Source organism: Leifsonia sp. NPDC014704 (assembly GCF_043083605.1).
In the GTDB taxonomy this organism is placed as follows: Bacteria; Actinomycetota; Actinomycetes; order Actinomycetales; family Microbacteriaceae; genus Leifsonia.
Genome location: NZ_JBIBYW010000001.1, coordinates 2,247,653 through 2,266,379, shown reverse-complemented (window position 1 = coordinate 2,266,379; position 18,727 = coordinate 2,247,653). Strand labels below are relative to the sequence as shown.

At 68.7% G+C, this 18,727-nt stretch carries 14 protein-coding genes; 12 read left to right on the top strand and 2 right to left on the bottom strand.

The window, feature by feature from the left end; all coding sequences use genetic code 11:
* The first annotated feature begins 67 nt into the window (after positions 1-67).
* From ACF1AJ_RS10910 to ACF1AJ_RS10855, 12 genes are all read left to right on the top strand, one after another.
* Complete coding sequence (locus tag ACF1AJ_RS10910; RefSeq protein ID WP_391507327.1) at positions 68-1,570, top strand: glycoside hydrolase family 36 protein; 1,503 nt, start codon at positions 68-70, stop codon at positions 1,568-1,570.
* 79 nt (positions 1,571-1,649) lie between these two features.
* Positions 1,650-2,867 carry a Gfo/Idh/MocA family protein gene (locus ACF1AJ_RS10905; RefSeq protein WP_391507326.1) on the top strand — a complete coding sequence of 406 codons (1,218 nt, stop codon included), beginning with the start codon at positions 1,650-1,652 and terminating at the stop codon, positions 2,865-2,867.
* The gene (locus ACF1AJ_RS10900; protein ID WP_391507325.1) at positions 2,864-4,654 is read left to right on the top strand and encodes a DEAD/DEAH box helicase; all 1,791 of its coding nucleotides are present in this window, start codon (positions 2,864-2,866) and stop codon (positions 4,652-4,654) included. The genes ACF1AJ_RS10905 and ACF1AJ_RS10900 overlap by 4 nt, the downstream gene beginning before the upstream one ends.
* An 80-nt stretch (positions 4,655-4,734) precedes the next feature.
* Complete coding sequence (locus ACF1AJ_RS10895) at positions 4,735-5,760, top strand: LacI family DNA-binding transcriptional regulator (RefSeq protein WP_391507324.1); 1,026 nt, start codon at positions 4,735-4,737, stop codon at positions 5,758-5,760.
* A 160-nt stretch (positions 5,761-5,920) separates the two neighbouring features.
* Positions 5,921-7,249: an ABC transporter substrate-binding protein gene (locus tag ACF1AJ_RS10890; protein ID WP_391507323.1), complete on the top strand. Its 1,329-nt coding sequence runs from the start codon at positions 5,921-5,923 to the stop codon at positions 7,247-7,249.
* A 60-nt stretch (positions 7,250-7,309) separates the two neighbouring features.
* Complete coding sequence (locus ACF1AJ_RS10885; RefSeq protein ID WP_020075832.1) at positions 7,310-8,221, top strand: carbohydrate ABC transporter permease; 912 nt, start codon at positions 7,310-7,312, stop codon at positions 8,219-8,221.
* On the top strand, positions 8,218-9,108 hold the full coding sequence (locus tag ACF1AJ_RS10880) for a carbohydrate ABC transporter permease (protein ID WP_391507322.1): 891 nt from the start codon (positions 8,218-8,220) through the stop codon (positions 9,106-9,108). Before ACF1AJ_RS10885 ends, ACF1AJ_RS10880 begins: the two co-directional genes overlap by 4 nt.
* 39 nt (positions 9,109-9,147) lie before the next feature.
* Positions 9,148-10,242: a glycosidase gene (locus ACF1AJ_RS10875; RefSeq protein WP_391507321.1), complete on the top strand. Its 1,095-nt coding sequence runs from the start codon at positions 9,148-9,150 to the stop codon at positions 10,240-10,242.
* A gap of 31 nt (positions 10,243-10,273) precedes the next feature.
* On the top strand, positions 10,274-14,860 hold the full coding sequence (locus tag ACF1AJ_RS10870; protein ID WP_391507320.1) for a polysaccharide lyase family 8 super-sandwich domain-containing protein: 4,587 nt from the start codon (positions 10,274-10,276) through the stop codon (positions 14,858-14,860).
* On the top strand, positions 14,826-15,938 hold the full coding sequence (locus tag ACF1AJ_RS10865) for a LacI family DNA-binding transcriptional regulator (RefSeq protein WP_391507319.1): 1,113 nt from the start codon (positions 14,826-14,828) through the stop codon (positions 15,936-15,938). Before ACF1AJ_RS10870 ends, ACF1AJ_RS10865 begins: the two co-directional genes overlap by 35 nt.
* The gene (locus tag ACF1AJ_RS10860) at positions 15,938-16,681 is read left to right on the top strand and encodes an HAD-IIB family hydrolase (RefSeq protein ID WP_391507318.1); all 744 of its coding nucleotides are present in this window, start codon (positions 15,938-15,940) and stop codon (positions 16,679-16,681) included. Before ACF1AJ_RS10865 ends, ACF1AJ_RS10860 begins: the two co-directional genes overlap by 1 nt.
* Positions 16,682-16,785: 104 nt before the next feature.
* A complete protein-coding gene (locus tag ACF1AJ_RS10855) occupies positions 16,786-16,950 on the top strand; it encodes a hypothetical protein (protein ID WP_391507317.1) in 165 nt (54 codons plus the stop codon).
* A gap of 191 nt (positions 16,951-17,141) precedes the next feature.
* Here ACF1AJ_RS10855 and ACF1AJ_RS10850 read toward each other — a convergent pair whose 3' ends face one another.
* Entirely contained in the window at positions 17,142-17,531 is a 390-nt protein-coding gene (locus tag ACF1AJ_RS10850) for a DUF6264 family protein (protein ID WP_391507316.1), read from the bottom strand.
* A gap of 54 nt (positions 17,532-17,585) precedes the next feature.
* On the bottom strand, positions 17,586-18,350 hold the full coding sequence (locus tag ACF1AJ_RS10845) for a cutinase family protein (protein WP_391507315.1): 765 nt from the start codon (positions 18,348-18,350) through the stop codon (positions 17,586-17,588).
* Positions 18,351-18,727 lie beyond the last annotated feature (377 nt).

Sequence of the window (18,727 nt, the reverse complement as noted above, 5' to 3'; positions counted from 1 at the left end):
GGGGCGGCCACCGGGCCGCCCCGCTCCCTCCGACCGGCCCCATGGCCCTTCCCCCAGAAAGCAGAGCATGCTGTACACCTTCGACTTCGCCGGCCTCCGCATCCCGGCCAACGTTTCGGGGCAACCGGAGGCGGTGCCGGGCGGCTTCGTCGTGCCGGCCGGTCCCGTCGCGCTCCTGCATCCTTTCGGCGACACCGAGTTCTACCGGCACGGCTGGAACTCCTGGAGTCCGTCCGGATGGGCGCGAACCGACGGCGAGACCATCGGGATCAAGGACAGCCCGAACAGGCTGCTGACCGCGGACGACGCAGCGAACGAGACGCCGCACAGCCACTCGGGTGCTGCGGTCGGAGCGGTCGCGGGCACGGACGGAGACGTCCTGCTGCTCGGGGCGCTCGGCCTCGGATCCCCGCGTGTCGGAGCCGACCGCAACGTGCTCTGGGGGCGCGCCGAGGATGACACCGCCGACTGGTTCGTCGCCTACGGCCCGGAGCGGCAGGTGTTCGCCGACTACGCCGATCTGGTGTCGCAGCGCCTCGGCCGGCGGACCGGGCGCGCCGGAACGGTGTGGAGCAGCTGGTACTCGTACTTCGAGGGGATCGACGAGGAGCTCGTCGCCCGGACGGTCACCGACCTCGCCGGGTACCCGTTCGACGTCTTCCAGCTCGACGACGGCTGGGAGCCGATCGTCGGCGACTGGACCGCCGGCCCGAAGTTCCCGTCCGGGATGGCGGCGAACGCCCGCACGATCGCCGACGCCGGATTCACTCCAGGACTCTGGCTGGCGCCACTGATCGCGCTGCCCGGATCGGAGCTCGCCCGCAGCCGTCCCGACCTGCTCGTGCAGGGGGACGACGGGCATCCGTTGGTCACCGGCTACAACTGGGGCTCGCACTACTACTCGCTCGACACGACGCAGGACGAGGTCAAGGACCACCTGCGCGAGGTCTTCGAGAGGGTCGTCGGCTGGGGATACCGCTACCTCAAACTCGACTTCATGTACGCCGGCGCGGTGGCGGGACAGCGCAGCCTCCCGCTTCACCGGGAGGCCGTCTACCGGGAGGCGGTGCAGCACATCCGCTCGGTGGTCGGCGACTCGGTATACCTGCTGGGATGCGGCGTGCCCATGATCCCGAGCGTCGGCGTCTTCGACGGCGCGCGGGTCGGGCCGGACGTCGGCGCGTTCTGGGACAACGCGGAGCGGGTCGGCGATCCCTCCGGAGTGGGCGCCCGCAATTCGATCGTGTCGTCCATCAACCGCACGTGGATGAAGCGGCTCTACGAGGTCGACCCCGACGCCGTGTACTTCCGCAGCATCCGGAGCCTGCTCGACGACACCGAGCGGCAGGCGCTGCGCGACACGGCCGCCATCCTGGAGTTCCGATCGACCTCCGACCCCATCGCCTGGCTGAACGAGACCGAGCGGGAGCAGCTGACCCGGTACATGCAGGAGACCTCCGTCATCGAGCAGACCGGACGGTACGCGTTCCGCATCGACGGACGCGATGTCGACCTGACCCCGATCGTGACAGGCGAGGCCGTGACAGACGCGGCCTCGCTCGTCGTCTAGACGTGGAGGCACGGCGCCCCTCACTTCCGCCGTGCCTCCACTGCACCCCCGCACGGAGCGTCCTGGAGAAGATGGACCCATGGCAGACCTGAGAATCGGCGTCGTCGGCTTCGGCAATCGCGGGACGCTCGCCCGTGAGGCCCACCGTCCCGGCGCCGGATCGCGCGTGGCCGCGGTGTGCGATCCCGCCGACCGGGCACGGGAGGAGGCGTCCGCGGCGTTCCCGGACGCCGTCGTGACCGCGAGCCTGGACGAGCTCCTGGACGCCGGTGTCGACGCCGTGATGGTGCTGACCCCCGACCACCTGCACGCGGCCGTCGCTATCCCGGCACTCGAAGCGGGCGTCGCCGTATTCTGCGAGAAGCCGCTCGCCGTCTCGCTCGACGACTGCGACCGCATCCTCGAGGCCGCCCGCCGCACCGGCTCCCGCCTCTACGTCGGACACAACATGCGGCACATGCCGGTGATCACGCTCATGCGCGAGCTCATCACCAGCGGCCGGATCGGGGAGGTGAAGGCGGTCTGGTGCCGGCACTTCGTCGGCAACGGCGGCGACTACTACTTCAAGGACTGGCACGCCGACCGCTCGCGCTCGGTCGGGCTGCTGCTCCAGAAGGGCGCGCATGATCTGGACGTCATCCACTGGCTGGCGGGCGGATACTCGACGCGCGTGAGCGGGATCGGCGCGCTCGCCGTGTACGGCGCGATCGACGATCGGCGCGATCGCAGCGCGGAGCGCGTGGAGGAGTGGTTCAGCCTCGACAGCTGGCCCCCGACCGCCGCGACCGGCCTCAACCCGGTCGTCGATGTCGAGGACATCTCGCAGGTCAACCTGGTGCTCGACAACGGGGTGCTCGGCTCCTATGAGCAATGCCATTTCACGCCGAATTACTGGCGCAATTACACCGTGATCGGAACAGAGGGCCGGCTGGAGAACCTGGGTGATACCCCGGGCTCCGAGGTGCGGCTCTGGAACCGGCGGCACGGCACCGCGGCGCCCGGCGACGAGACGTTCATCGTCCCCGACGCGGCGGGCGGGCACGGCGGTGCGGACGCTCTGATGATCTCCGAGTTCGTCGCTTTCGCGCGCGACGGCGGTCCGACCCTGACGTCACCGGTCGCCGCGCGCCAGGCGGTCGCCGCCGGACTGCAGGCGACGGCCTCGATCCGCGGCGACGGCGGCCTGCTGCCGGTGCCTCCGCTGGACCCCGAGCTCGTCGCCTACTTCGATGCGGGACAGCCGGCGTGCTTCGCCCACGCCGAGAATCCGCCCGCGGGGGCTACCGTGGGACAGTGACCACGCCAGATTCCGCGAACAGCGGCCCCGAATCCGTCGACGACGCTCCGACCTTCTCGTCGCTAGGCCTGGACGGGCCCGTCCTGAAGGCCCTGAAGGATGTCGGCTACGAGACGCCGTCCGCCATCCAGGCCGCGACCATCCCGCTGCTGCTGGAGGGCCGCGATGTCGTCGGCCTCGCTCAGACGGGAACCGGCAAGACGGCCGCCTTCGCGCTGCCGATCCTGTCGCGCCTGGACCTGGCGCAGAAGAGCCCGCAGGCGCTCGTGCTCGCCCCCACACGTGAGCTCGCGCTGCAGGTGGCGGAGGCGTTCGAGAGCTACGCGACGCACATGAAGGGCGTGCACCTGCTGCCGGTCTACGGCGGGCAGGGATACGGGGTGCAGCTGTCAGCGCTGCGCCGCGGTGTCCACATCGTCGTCGGAACGCCCGGACGCATCATGGACCACCTGGAGAAGGGGACCCTCGACCTCTCCCAGCTGAAGTACCTGGTGCTCGACGAGGCCGACGAGATGCTGAAGATGGGCTTCGCGGAGGACGTGGAGACCATCCTCGCCGACACGCCGGACGACAAGCAGGTCGCCCTCTTCTCGGCGACGATGCCCGCGCAGATCCGGCGCATCTCCAAGAAGTACCTGCACGACCCCGAAGAGATCACCGTCAAGTCGAAGACGACGACGTCGGCGAACACCACGCAGCGCTACCTCGTCGTCTCGTACTCGCAGAAGGTCGACGCGCTCACGCGCATCCTCGAGGTGGAGAACTTCGAGGGGATGATCATCTTCGTCCGCACCAAGAACGAGACCGAGACTCTCGCGGAGCGGCTGCGCGCCCGCGGCTACTCGGCCGCGGCCATCAACGGCGACGTCGCGCAGGCCCAGCGGGAGCGCACGGTCGACCAGCTCAAATCCGGCAAGCTGGACATCCTGGTCGCCACCGACGTCGCGGCTCGCGGCCTCGACGTCGAGCGCATCAGCCATGTCGTCAACTTCGACATCCCGGTCGACACCGAGTCGTACGTGCACCGCATCGGCCGCACGGGGCGCGCCGGTCGGAGCGGCGCGGCGATCAGCTTCGTGACGCCCCGCGAACGCCGCCTCCTGACCGCGATCGAGAAGGCCACGCGCCAGCCGCTCACGCAGATGCAGCTGCCCAGCGTCGACGATGTGAACGTCACCCGCCTCGCCCGTTTCGACGACGCCATCACCCAGGCGCTCGCCCAGGAGGAGCGGATCTCGCGCTTCCGCGACATCATCGCCCACTACGTCGAGCACCATGACGTCCCGGAGGCGGATGTGGCGGCGGCGCTCGCCGTCGTCGCGCAGGGCGACGAGCCGCTGCTGCTCAGCGAACGCGACGAGCTGTCGCAGCCGGTGGAGCGCGAGTCTCGCGGCGACCGCACCGGCGGCGCCGACCGCGCGGGTGGCCGGGGCGCTCGCGGCGACCGTTCCGATCGTCCGGCCCGACGGGAGCGGAACGACACCCCCATGGCGCCGTACCGCCTCGAGGTGGGCAAGCGTCAGAAGGTGGAGCCGCGCCAGATCGTCGGTGCGCTCGCCAACGAGGGCGGCCTGAGCCGCGAGGACTTCGGACACATCCGGATCATGCCCGACTTCTCCATCGTCGAGCTGCCCGCCGACCTGCCGGGCGACACGCTGTCCCGGCTCTCGGGCACGCGCATCGGCGGCAAGCTCATCCAGCTCCGTCCCGATCGCGGGCGAGGCGGCAGTCGGGCCGGCTCGTGGCACGACGACGATCGGCCGCAACGCAAGCCGCGGCGCGGCTGAGGGAGGACGACAAGCGGCCGCCGCCCTCTTCGGCATAGGATGTCCGTCGCTCGATGCAGGGCGGAAGGCGAGGCGGATCGGTGGGCGATGAGCGGGTGACGATCGTCGACGTCGCGAACAAGGCCGGCGTCGCGATCAGCTCCGTCTCGAGCGCGCTCAACGGCCGGCCCGGGGTCTCGGACGTCACGCGCGAGCGCATCATCCGGATCGCGACCGAGCTCGGCTTCGTCCCCTCGCTCCGGGCCAAGAGCCTGTCCGGGCGGCGCGCGTTCACCGTCGGGCTCGTCCTGCACCGGGACCCGGATGTGCTCGAGCTCGACCCGTTCTTCGGCGGGTTCATCGGCGGCATCGAGGATGCGATCGATCCCCGCGGCTACGCGCTCGTCCTCCAGATCAGTGCCGAATCCGACAAGGTGCTCCAGCGGTACGAGAAGCTCGCGGCCGACCGTCGCGTCGACGGGGTGTTCATCAACGACCTGGAGGTCGACGATCCACGCATCGCCTTGGTCCAGAGGCTCGGGCTCCCCGCCGTCGCGATCAACCCGGGCAGCGGCTTCCCGATCCCCGCGGTGCGCGAGGATCCCGACGCCGGGATCCGGGCCACCCTCCGGCACCTGGTCGACCTCGGGCACCGGCGCATCGCCTACGTCAGCGGCCGCCCGAACATGACGCACTCGGTGGAGCGCGAGAACTCCTGGCGTGCCGGGCTGCGCGAGCTGGGACTGGAGCCCGGACCGGTGGTCCCCGGTGAGTTCACCTACCTGGGCGGCGCGGCTGCCGCATCCATCCTTCTCGACTCGGCCGACCCGCCGACCGCGGTGATGTGCGCGAACGACCTGTCGGCCATCGGCCTGATCGCCCAGGCGCAGCACCTCGGCGTGGATGTGCCGGGCCAGCTGTCGGTCGCCGGCTTCGACGACATCCGGCTCGGCACGTACGTTCGGCCGTCCCTCACCACGGTGCACACCTCACCGCGGACGCTGGGGAGGGAGTCGGGCAGGATGCTCGTCGACCTGATCGAGGAGGGCGTCGTCGACGACGTCCGGATCCCCGACGCCGAGATGATCGTCCGCGATTCGACGGGGCCGGCGCGCGCGCAGCGCTGATCGCGAGCGGGCGGTGTGCTCGGCCGGGCTTGCATTTGCATGCCGAGGCGTGCCACCATGTCGTCACCGAAACGTTTCGGTAACCTGCGCTTGCAGAACCGAAACGTTTTTGTACCCGATACACCTGCACACATCCCGAAACTCGACGAGGAGACAACACATGGCAACGAAGAGGTTGCGCGGCGCGACCCTGGGCCGGCGGCTGATCGCCGGCGCGGTCGCCGCAGCCACGATCGGCGCACTCGCCGCCTGCTCCAGCGGCGGCGGATCGACAGATGGAGAGCCGAGCGGGAAGCTGCAGCTTCTCGTCTCGAGCAGCGACGCCACGGACGCCGGCTTCCGGGCGATCAACGAGGCCTTCGAGAAGCAGTACCCGAAAGTGGACGTCGTCTTCTCCACCGTCTCGAACGACAACTACCCCGCGACCAAGTCGTCGCGCCTCACGGCGGGCAACCTCGACCTCTTCGTCGTGAAGGGCCTCATGGAGACGCCGTCGTACGCGAAGGACGCGGCCACCGATGACGCTCGTCTCGCCAAGGCGGGCGGCCTGGTCGACCTCACGGGGGAGTCGTTCATCAAGCAGTACACGCCGACCCTGCTCGACACGCAGGCGATCGACGGCAAGCAGTACGCGGTCCCGACCGGCGTCAGCTACTACACGGGCGTTTTCTATAACAAGAAGATCTTCGCCGACAACGGGCTCACGATCCCGACGACCTGGAGTGAGTTCACCGCTGTGGTCGACGCCCTCAAGGCCAAGGGCGTCACGCCGTTCGGCATGGGTGGAAAGGACAGCTGGCCCGCCGGACTGCCGATGCTCGCGTCCGTCACGGCGAACTATCCGACGCTCGCCGACAAGCAGCAGCTGGCCAAGGACCTCTGGACGAACAAGGCCAAGCTCACGGACCCGACCGAGGTCAAGGTGCTGAAGCAGACCGAGTACGTGCTGCAGAACTCGCAGGAGGGAGCTGCGGGAGCCGACTACACGTCCATCCCGTCGGGCTTCGCTGCAGGTGACTTCGCGATGACCGTCGACGGCACCTGGGACCAGCCGACGATCGATGCTGCCGTCGCCAAGAAGTTCGACTACGGGTACTTCCCGTTCCCGGGTTCCGACAACGCGGCGGACAACGCGCTGCTCAACGGCAAGACGGAGCTCCAGCTCGCGGTCCCGACCTCGGCGAAGAACAAGACGGCGGCGCTCGCGTGGCTGAAGTTCTTCTCCGACAAGAAGAACTACGAGCTGTTCCTGCAGAAGTCCGGCTTCTCGTCGGCTCAGCCCGGAATCTCCACCAGCGCGTTCCTCCAGTCGATCGGCGGCTACACCAAGTCGTACGAGCCCGCCTGGGACCAGGTCTGGTTCGCCAACAACAAGGCGGGCCAGGACGCGGTCTTCCCGTTCAACTACCCGGCGCTGAGCCCGCTCGGCTCCGCAACGCCCGAGCAGGCCGCCGAGGCCGCGCAGAAGGCGTGGTCGGCCGCCGGCTGACCCTCTGTCGGGAGGGTGGCCGGCCACGCGCCGGCCACCCTCCCGGGAGTCGAGAGACACATGACTGAATCGTTCCCCTTCCCCCGCCGCACGCCGGTCCGCGTCACTTTCGGGCTCGGGATGCTGCTGCTGGGCATCTTCGGCTTCGTTCCGGCGGTCGGCGTGCTGATCGCCTCGCTCACCGACCTGCGCGGCCTCCCCGGCCTCCCGATCAACTTCGTCGGCCTGCAGAACTACATCGACTTCTTCTCGCCCGCCAAGTGGGCGGACAGCGCGAACGCCCTGCGCAACACGATCATCTTCGCCGTCGTGAGCACGGTGCTGCAGATCGTCGTCGCCCTGGCCGTCGCGGTGCTCCTCAACCGCCGGCTGAAGGGCCGCGACTTCTACCGGGCCGTGGTGTTCATGCCCACGATCCTGGGCGTGACGGTCACGGGACTGGTCTGGTCGCTGATCTTCAACGTGAGCGGCGGACCGGCCGCATCCCTGCTCGGCCTCTTCGGCGGGCATTCCGCGTTCTTCGGAGACCCGAAGCTGGCGCTGGCCCTGGTGATCCTCGTCCAGGTGTGGATGGTGCTCGGCGTCTCGGTCATCATCTTCCTGTCCGGCCTCCAGGCCGTTCCGGAGGAGCTCAACGAGGCGGCGGAGATCGACGGGGCGAGCGGCTGGCAGCGCTTCCGCAGCATCACCGTCCCCCTGCTGGCGCCGTCCATCACCGCGAACGTCCTGCTGGGCATCGTCAACGCGCTTCAGAGTTACCAGCTCATCTACGTGCTCAGCGGTCCGAACAACCGCTCCACCCAGGTGCTCTCCCTGCTCGTCTACGTCCAGGGCTTCGGCGGCGCCTCGGGGACGACGCTGTCGCAGTCGCAGGGCTACGCGGCTGCCGTGTCGATGGTCCAATTCTTCCTGGTGGCCATCGTCTCGATCATCGCCCTGCTGATTCTCCGCCGACGGGAGGCGAGACTGTGACGACCACCACCGAACAGGTGACGACCCCGACGACCGAGTCGCTGCCGGAGGCCTCCGGCCCGCACCGCGCCACGGTCTCTCGCCGTCGCCGGCCGATCGGCGCGTACATCTGCGCGCTCATTCTCATGGTCGTGTTCCTCTTCCCGCTGCTCTACCTGCTCAACACCGCGCTGAAGTCCCAGGCCGAGTTCGTCGCGAACCCGGTCGGGATCGTCTCGAACCCGCAGTGGGGCAACTTCGCGACCGCGTGGGAGAAGGGCGACTTCGGCGCGTACATCCTGAACAGCGTCCTCTACACGGCGGCCGGGTCGGCGATCGGCACCCTCCTCACCCTGGTGCTGGCGTTCCCCGTCGCACGCGGGTACATCCGCGGCGCGAAGTACTGGTCCATCGTCTTCGTGCTGGTGCTGTTCCTGCCCAACGCCCTGATCACCCAGTTCCAACTGCTGCTGCGGCTCGGGCTCTACGACACGCAGCTCGGGTACATCCTGCTGGTCGGTGTCGGGGTCGGCGTCGGGCCCCTGCTGCTGAGCGGGTTCGTGAAGTCCATCCCGCGCGAGCTCGACGAGGCGGCCGCGATGGACGGCGTCGGCTATTGGCGCTATCTCTTCACGTTCATCCTGCCGCTGGCCCGACCGGCGCTGGTGACCGTGTTCATCCTGCAGGCGGTGTGGATCTGGAACGAGATCATCCTCGCGACCGTCCTGCTCGCCGACCCCACCAAGTTCCCGGTGACCGTCGGGCTCTACGCCTTCAAGGGGACGTACGGCAACCAGTGGCCGCTGCTCGCGGCCGCGACCTTCATCGTCGCCGCCCCGCTGATCGTCGGCTACATCTTCATCCAGCGCTACCTGGTCAACGGCGTCGTCGGCGCCGTCAAGGGCTGACCCCGTCCGCGCATCACCCCATCCGCTAGAGAGGTCCTGTTGTCCACCACCATCCCCGCCCGCACCACCGCCGTCGCCATCCCGTACGCGCTGGAGCGCATCGGCATCGTCATGGAGCCCGACCCGGCCGATCCGCGCCAGGTAGAGGGTGTGCTGAACCCCGCGACCGTGCAGGACCCGGACGGCACGGTGCACCTCTTCCCGCGGCTGGTCGCCGAGCAGAACGTGTCACGGATCGGGCGGGCGCGCGTCGTGGTGACCGACGGTGTGCCGACCGGCGTCGCGGACCTCGAGATCGCCCTCCAGGCGCAGCGGGGTTGGGAGCACGGCACGGCCCACGGTGGGGTGGAGGACCCGCGCATCACCCCGCTGAACGACCTCGGCGTCCACGTGATGAGCTACGTCGCGTTCGGGCCGCTCGGACCGAAGCCGGCTCTCGCCGTGTCGACCGACGGCCGCGAGTGGAGGCGGCTCGGGCCCATCCAGTTCGCCTACGACGACGCCCTCGACACCGACCTCAACCTCTTTCCGAACAAGGACGTCGTGTTCTTCCCAGAGGTCGTGCCCGACCCGGAGGGGCGGCCGAGCTTCGCCATGCTGCACCGGCCCATGTGGGACTTCGGGTTCGTCCGGCCGGAGGAGCAGCCGCCGCTTCCCGCGGGCGTGACGGACGACCGCGCGAGCATCTGGATCTCCTACGTGCCGGTGGACGACGCCGTGCAGGACATCACGGCGCTCACCCGTCCCGGCGGCCACCGCTTCGTCGCGGGGCCCGAGTACGAGTGGGAGGCCCTGAAGATCGGCGCCGGGCCCGCTCCGCTGCGGGTGCCGGAGGGCTGGCTGCTGCTCCACCACGGTGTCACCGGCACCCTGCCGGGCGGATCGTTCGTGCCCCAGGCGTTCACCGTCCGCTACGTGGTCGGCGCCATGCTCCTCGACGCCGACGACCCCTCGCGCGTGCTCGCCCGCACGAGCGAACCCCTGATGGCCCCGGAGACCGCGGACGAGACCGCGGGAACGGTGGCGAACGTCCTGTTCCCCACGGCGATCGAGAAGATCGACGGAGAGCATGTCGTCTTCTACGGCGCAGCCGACACGCGGATCTGCGTCGCCCGGCTCGTCCGCCTCCCCTGACCCACCTCCAGCGAACAAGGAGTCCAACGCAATGACGCGTCATCCCGAAGACCTGAACGCTCCACGTCCAACGCTCCTCCGCCGCTCGCGCCTCTGGGCGTTCGTGGCTTTCCTCGTCGCGGCCCTCCTGAGCGCGGCCGGTCTCGCAGCGCCCGCCCAGGCGGCGGACCTGCAGACAGACGTCTCCACGATCGTCACCCGGCTGCAGGACTACTACCTGAGCCAGGGGGATGAGGTGCAGATCGCCAACGGCATCTACCTGGCGCAGACCAGCAACGCGCTCGATTACGTCACTTCGCAGAACGCGGACGGCTCGTGGTCGGACGTGAACTATCAGGACACGACGAGCTCGGCGAACGGCAAAACGTGGGATGCCTACAAGGCGCTCTACCGGATGGTCGCCATCGCGCAGGCCTACCGCGAGACGTCGGCGAAGGGCTACCACGACCCCGCGCTGATCGCCGCGGAGGAACGCGCGCTCGCGTACTGGGATCAGGTGAACCCCGGGAACACCAACTGGTGGGAGACCGAGATCGGCGAGTCGATCGCGATGGGCCGCATCTCGATCTTCGTCGGCGACGAGCTCAGCGCCGATGCCGCAGCTCTGGCGATCAAGCACAACCAGGGCAAGCTGGACCCGGCCGGCGCGAACGGCGCCTGGCGAACCTCCGACTACCTGTACAAGGCGCTCGCCACCCGCGATGCCGCCGCGATCACGGCGGGGTTCGCCACGATGGTGCAGACGGTGGCCGTCGACGACTCCGGCACGGTGCAGGAGGCGGTGCAGCCGGACTCGACGTTCTGGGCGCACGGCGCGCAGCTCTACAGCGAGGGCTACGGGATGGCGCTGTTCACCATGGTGGCGATGTGGGCGGACTCCGCCCGCGGCACGAGCCTGGCCTTCACCCGCGACCAGCTGGACACGATCGCGTTCTACATCGTCGACGGCACCCGCTGGCTGATCCGCGGCGAGATCGAGATGCTGTACCTCCTCTACCGGCCGGCGACCACGGTCGACGGGGTCACGAGCTACGGCGCCGTGTTCCTGGATCCGCTCGACCGGATGGCGCGCACCGACCCGCTCTACGCGACGGCCTACCGGCAGATGGCCGACAACATCCGCGGGAAGACGGCCGGCAACGGCGTCACCGGCGACAAGTACTTCTGGCGCTCCGAGTTCTCCTCGCACCAGCGGGCGGACTACGGCATCGTGACCGGTCTGAGCTCGAGCCGGACCGTGGGAAGCGAGTACCGCTCCACCCTCCGCAAAGACGTCGGCAACGAGATCGTCTGGAACCGCACAGGCACGACGGCGATCCAGGTCACGAACAAGGAGTACACCGACCTCGGACCGGCGTTCGACTGGTACCACTACCCCGGCACGACCGTGCCCTACGTGAAGGAGACCACGCTCGGCAAGGACGGCCGCTCCGCCAACGGCGGCGCGTTCACCGGCGGCGTCTCGGACGGCACCTACGGTGCGAGCGTGGAGAGCCTCGACCGCGCGGGCACGCAGGCGCAGAAGAGCTACTACTACTTCGACGACGAGATGGTGGCGCTCGGCGCGGGCATCCAGTCGTCCTCGACCGCGCCCATCCACACCACGGTCAACCAGGTCGCCGCGAAGGACAACGCCTCGGTCGACGGTCAGAAGGTCGCGCCCGGCACCGACGGGAAGGTCGTCGCCGATCCGTCGTGGGCGTACAACGACAAGGTCGGGTACGTGTTCCCGTCCGACCAGGCGGTGACCGTGTCCGACAAGACGCAGACGGGCAGCTACTACGGCGACCAGCCGGAGAGCCACGACGCGTTCACGCTGTACTTCGATCACGGGACGAAGCCGAGCGCCGCCGGATACCAGTACATCGTGCTGCCGGCGAAGTCGGCCGCGCAGACCCAGGCCTACGCGGCGAATCCCGCCGTGAAGATCCTCCGCAACGACACCTCGGTGCAGGCGGTGCAGCATCCCGGGCTCAAGCGGACGATGGCGACGTTCTACCGCGCCGGCTCGCTCGACCTCGGCGACGGCCGCACGCTCTCGGTGAGCCAGCCGAGCATCGTGATGCTCGACGAGTCCTCCGGCACCCCGGTCATGAGCCTGTCGAACCCGAGCCAGCCCGGCCTGCTCGTGGATGTCGCACTGAGCGGGGGCGCGTCGGCGTCGCGCGGCACCTTCGTGCTCGGCACCGGTGCGAATCTCGGGAAGACCGTCACGGAGCCGCTGGTGGCGGACGACTCGGACGGCTCGCCCTACACGGCGAGCGGTTCGGTCGCGGGCCACGGCCCCGCGCGTGCGGGTGACGCCGACCAGACGACCGCGTGGCAGTCGTCCGGTGCGGCCCCGTGGCTGAGCCAGCGGCTCGCCGCCGGCACCTACGCCATGGGCGCGGACATCGATTGGGGCGCCGACTACGCCACGCGCTTCCTCATCCAGACCTCTCTGGACGGGAGCACCTGGACCGACCAGTCGCTGGTCCAGAACGGCACGGGAGGACACCAGCACGTCGACTTCCCGGCGGTCGCGGCGAACTTCGTCCGCATCCTGCCCCTGGACGGACCGGGAGGCGGCACCTACACGGTGACGGAGTTCGCCGCGTTCGCCCGCGCGAACCTCGCGCTCGGCGCGCCGACCACCGCCTCGGACGGGACGAGCCCGGCGAGCGCGACCGACGGGAACGCGACCACCCGCTGGATCGCCGACAGGACCGGATCGCCGGATACCTCGTGGCTCCAGGTCGACCTCGGCAGCGTCCGGAAGATCGGCGCCGCGAAGCTGTTCTGGGAGGCGTCCTACGCCAGCCAGTACAAGATCCAGGTCTCGGATGACGGCAGCACCTGGCGCGACGCCTATGCGACGCCCGCCGCCGGAAGCGATGGCGGCACCGACCTCGTCGCGCTCAACGCGACAGGACGCTATGTCCGGATGCAGACCGTGAAGCGCGCGCTCACCACCTACGGCGTCTCGGTGTGGGAGTTCGAGGTGTTCGGCGACAGCGCCATCACCACGGCGCCCGCAACGGCCGGGCGGGTGAACCTCGCTCTCGGCAAGCCCACCACAGCGGACAGCGTGTACAACAACCTCGCGAACGTGCAGGCTCCGGCGGCGACGGACGGCTCGAAGACCACCAAGTGGTCCTCCGCCCGGCCCTCCGGCACAGCGCCGTACACCAACCGCAACTGGCTGCAAGTCGACCTGGGCACGGTCCGTCCGGTGTCCCAGGCGGTCGTCGAGTGGGAGAGCGGCAACTCCACCGACTACCAGCTCGAGGGATCGGTGAACGGCAGCGACTGGACGCCGCTGGCCCGCGTGCAGAACACCGGCACCGCCGACCACCGCCGCGACAGCACCTCGTTCCCGACGGCAGAAGTGCGGTACGTCCGCGTCATCGGGTCGCCGGCGACCAAGTACGGACTCAACATCTGGGAGTTCGAGGTCTACGGCGGCTACAGCCTGGCGTGCCCGGCGCCGGTGAACGCGGACAGGGACAGCACCGCCACCCTCGCCGCGACCGTCACCCCGCTGGTCGACGGCGACTCCTTCACGGCGTACTCGCTCGACCCGTCCGTCGCGGCGGTGGCGTCCGCACCCCAGGCGGCTGCCGATGGGACGGTGTCCGTCAGCCTGAAGACCGGGGCGCCCGGCAGCACGTCCGTCGTGCTCGTGCACAGTGCAGGGGACGAGTTCGTCCGCTGCACGGTCACGGTCGCGGTCGAAAAGAGCGCCCTGCAAGCGCAGGTGGATCGGGCCAACGGTCTCGACAGCACGGTGTACACGCCGGCCACCTGGTCGCCTGTGCTGCCCGCGCTCGAGGCTGCGAAGGCGACGCTCACGGCGGCCGGCGCTACCCAGCCCGCGATCGACGCGACCACCGCTGCGCTGAAGGCGGCTCTCGACGGTCTGCGCGCCACCTCCGTCGTCAGCGCACCGGCTGTCAGCACGAAGTGGGGGACCGCGGCGACGGTCACCGTCACGGTCACCTCACCGTTCCCGGTCTCCGGGAAGGTCGCTCTCACCGAGGGGGACAAGGACCGCGGGGTCGCATCCCTGACGGGCGGAGTCGCCACGTTCACCCTGCCGCCCGGTCTCGCAGCAGGCGACCACGTCTTGACCGCGACCTACAGCGGCAGCGACACGGTCGCCGGTGCCAGCACGACTCTCACCGTCACCGTGGTACTGCCTGCCGCCTGGAGCAAGACGACGTCGTACAAGACCGGCGACATCGTCAGCTACAAGGGTTCCGTCTACAAGGCGGGGTGGTCCACGAAGGGCGAGCAGCCCGGGCTCAGCAACACCGGAGCCTGGCAGGAACTGGCGATGACCGAGAACGGAGCCGCCGCGTGGACGCCGTCCCGCGTCTTCGCCGCAGGCGACACCGTCGTGTACCAGGGCAAGACCTTCCTGGCCGGCTGGTACAGCCGCGGCGATGTCCCCGGGTCGGTGACAGGACCCTGGCAGGAGATGGCCACCGCACCGGACGGCACCGCGCTGTGGACGCCGTCGCGCATCTTCACCGCGGGAGACCGGGCCAGCTACAAGGGAGTCGTCTACGTCGCGAAGTGGTGGACCCGCAACCAGACTCCGGGTGACGTCAACGGCCCGTGGGCCGTGGCGCGGTAACGGGCGGGGCGCCGAGGTGGGAGCCGGTTCGGGTCCGGATCCCGCCTCCGGTGCCGTCCCGGTTCCGGGTGAGCGGCGCATCACCATCGCCGACGTCGCAGCCCGGGCCGGCGTCTCCAAGAGCGCGGTCTCGTTCGTCTTCAACGGTCGAAGCGGGCTCAGCCAGATGACGACCGACCGCATTGTCCGGGCGGCGCGGGAGCTCGGCTGGCGTCCGAACTCCCGCGCCCGGGCGCTCTCGGCGCGCCGGCCGCGGAGTGCGGGCGTGGTGATCCGCAGAGACGGTTCGGGGGCGGACTCCGATCTGGGCGGGTTCCTCCACGGGCTCGGGGATGCGCTCGCCGCGACAGGCGCCGTCCTCGTCGTCCGCGTCGTCACGACGGGTGTGGAGGAGCAGGAGGTCTACTCCGGATTCGTCCGCGAGTCCCAGGTCGACATAGTCCTTCTCCTCCGCATGCGGATCGGCGACGAGCGTCCGGACGCTCTGACGGCTCTCGGCCTGCCGTTCGTTGTGGCCGACGATGCGGGGACGTCCGGCGCCGACGCGGAGGGGATGCGGCTGGCGATCCGTCACCTGCACGCGCTGGGCCACCGGCGGATCGCGCTGGTCGCCGACGGAGCGCTCGCCCGGTCGGTCGGGCGGGTAGCCGTGTTCGTCGAGGAGTTGCGCTTCCTCGACGTGGACGCCCGCGTGTTCCGTGCCGACTCGTCGCCGCCCTCCGTCGCTGCCGCCACAGTGCGTCTCCTCAATCTTAGCGTCCCGCCGACCGCGATCCTCTATGAGAGCGGCATCCTCGCCGCAGCCGGGATGCAGGTCGCCCGGCGTCGGGGCATGGCCGTCCCGGAGGAGCTGTCGGTCATCGGTCTCGAAGACGGCCCGATCGCCCTCGCGACCACACCCTCCCTCTCGGCCGTGTGCAATGACGCCGACGCGTGGGGCCGGGCATGCGGACGCCTCCTGGCCGACCGCATCGGCGGTGGAGAACCCCACCAACTCGCGCTTATTCCCCGGGAACTCGTCGCGAGAGGCAGTACCAGCCCGCCACCCCATCCACTCGACCACGAAAGGTCCCGCTGATGCCCCGTCTCGTCGCCTTCGATCTCGACGACACCCTCGCCCCGTCGAAGTCGCCCGTCCACCCGCGGATGGCCGCCCTGCTCGGACTCCTCCTCGAGGTGAAGGAGGTGTGCGTGATCTCGGGAGGCCGGTTCGAGCAGTTCCGGGACCAGCTGCTGTCCCGTCTGCCCGCGTCGGCGCCGCTGGAACGCCTCCACCTCATGCCGACCTGCGGGACGCGCTACCTGAACTGGGACGGAGCCCGCTGGCGCCTGCGGTACGCCGAGAACCTGAGCGACGCCGAGCGGGAGGAGGCGCTCGTCGTCGTCGAGGAGGAGGCGTCCCGCCTGGGATTGTGGGAGGCGGGCACGTGGGGGCCGGTCATGGAGGACCGCGGCTCGCAGATCACGTTCTCCGCGCTGGGCCAGTTCGCCCCCGTCGCCGAGAAGTCCGCCTGGGATCCGGCCGGAACGCGGCGCAGCAGCCTGCGCACGGCGGTGCAGTCCCGGCTGCCCGGACTCGAGGTGCGTGCGGGCGGTTCGACCAGCATCGACATCACGCGCCGTGGCGTGGACAAGGCCTACGGGATGAGGAGGCTCGCGGCGATCACGAACATCCCGTTCTCGGACATGCTCTTCGTCGGGGACCGTCTCGACCCGGACGGCAACGACTACCCGGTGCTCGCGCTCGGCATCCCGACGCGTGCCGTGAGGGACTGGACGGAGACCGCGTCGCTCATCGAGGAGGTGATCGCCGCGGCGTGATGTGCCGGAATAGTGGTCCTATCGTCGACGCGCTCGAATCGCGAGCGTGACCTTCCTCGCCGACAGGCTTTTGAGATTCACCGGCACTTGGTTCACTCGAAGTTGTGCAGCGCGTCACCGAGGACGAGCGACCATTCGTCAATAGGCGGTTCGCGCTTTACCACGGCCTTAAATTCGAAGGTGTGATCGTCGACCTGCTCAATTCGCAATTGCAGTGTCTCGACAAGCAGATCGCCCCGAGCCTCGAGCGAGACTTACGCGAAAGGTAGATCGCTATTCATCCGCGAGAAGGATCCTCTAACGAACGTCTTATACACATCACCAGCAATGGCACGGTAGCGCTTCCTACGCTGGTTCATCGACTGCCACCGGTATCCCGGTGCGACAGATTGCTGGTTCGAGCAGCACAGACTCGAAAGAGCGGTACGCAGCCTGAAGTGGCTGACACCTGGCCTCTCGCTTACGGGTGCGTCGCTTGAAAGACCAGGAGCGAGGCGACGACGAACGCCACGATTACAATCACGAGTCCGACGAGCGGGACCCACCAAGATCTCCGGCCGGTACGGGCTCGAGCCACCAGGCCAGCGATAGTTCCAGCCAACCCGAGGGCGAGCGCAACGGGCGTAATCCAGGTGGTGATGCCGATCAGGGCGTAGTCACATGCCGCGGGCGCTGCGCTGCAGCCGGCGACACCCATTTGCTCGAGGACGACAGTGAAAGAGAGCAACAGCCCCATCAGAGTCATAAGCACGAGCAGGGTGATCGTTGCCGAGAGGTCGACGCCTCCACTGCGCTGTTGACGTTCTGGCTGGTCCGTGGGCTCCCACGGGTCGTGGGCTTCGTAGGCCATCGATCCCTCTCCGTATCTGCGGGGGTGCCGCATGCATAGCGGCACCCCCGCCGGCTAGTTGTTGTTGGTGAGCCAGCCGTAGATGAACCCCAACGCCGCGTTCCAGATGGAGGCGTTCGTTGCATAGCTGCCGTGTATTGCTGCTCCCGCCGCAGTGTAGTTCGACTGGCAGAACTGATCACCCGACAGACAGTACGAGCGAACGATCGGCAAGTAGCCGAGGTGGTAGTCCGGTGGGATGTATGTCTGGCGCTGGTACGCGCCTAGTGGCCAGCTGCTCGACCCGAACGTGCCGTTGCCGGTTGGTGACCCTGGCGCGTTCCATGGGTCGCCACCGTGGAAGGTGGGCGAAGCGACGAGCACGACCGCGGAAATATGGTTCTTGGCATTTACTGTGAGGTAACCGTTAGCCAACACGTTGTTGATCACGTGAGCGCCTTGAGAGTACCCAACGAGCACGATGTTCGTATTCGGGCAACTCGTTGCTAGGTTGTTGACCTCGCCCGAGAGATTGGTCACGCCGATATTCAGGCTGGAGATATAGTTGGTTGCTTGCTGGTTGCCCGGGTCAAGGATGGCTGCCGGGTAGTTCAGCCCCTCGACATAGAACGGGATGTTCGGATCGCTCTGAACCCCCGCGATGATCGCGTTGACAGTAGGCCCGAGACCGCCAGACGCGTAGGTTCGTCCTCCGTTTGCGGTGCCCGTGCCGGCTGGCTCTTGGCTCCCGCGGACCCCAACCACTGTCGCGAAGCCACACCTAGTGCCTGGAGCTGCTTCTGCAGGCGCAGCGACCACCAGACTGCTGACCGCGGCCACGATGGCCGCGGCCCCGAATATGCGCGTCCCCCTGTGACGCGTGACCCTGATTAGTGCTCGAGTAGACGCGTTCGAATTCCTTGACGAGTGCGGTCCCCGGATTGGATCCGGCAGCGCCCGTAAGCCGGTCGATCAACGGGACGCCGGCGCTGCCTCACTCAATCTCGACGGAGCGCACATTGCTACATGCAGTCGATTCCCGTAAGGCCCAACCGCACATGTGTCCGGTGATGGTGCCCTGAAACCGACAGTCCGGAGCCGTTGTGAGGACCCGGATCAAGTCCCTCCTCAGTGACACCCGCTCCTGCCATTCGGCGAATTGGGTTGGGGTCGGCTGCGAATGGAGATGAGGCTATGCCTTCCTTGAGGGATGTATG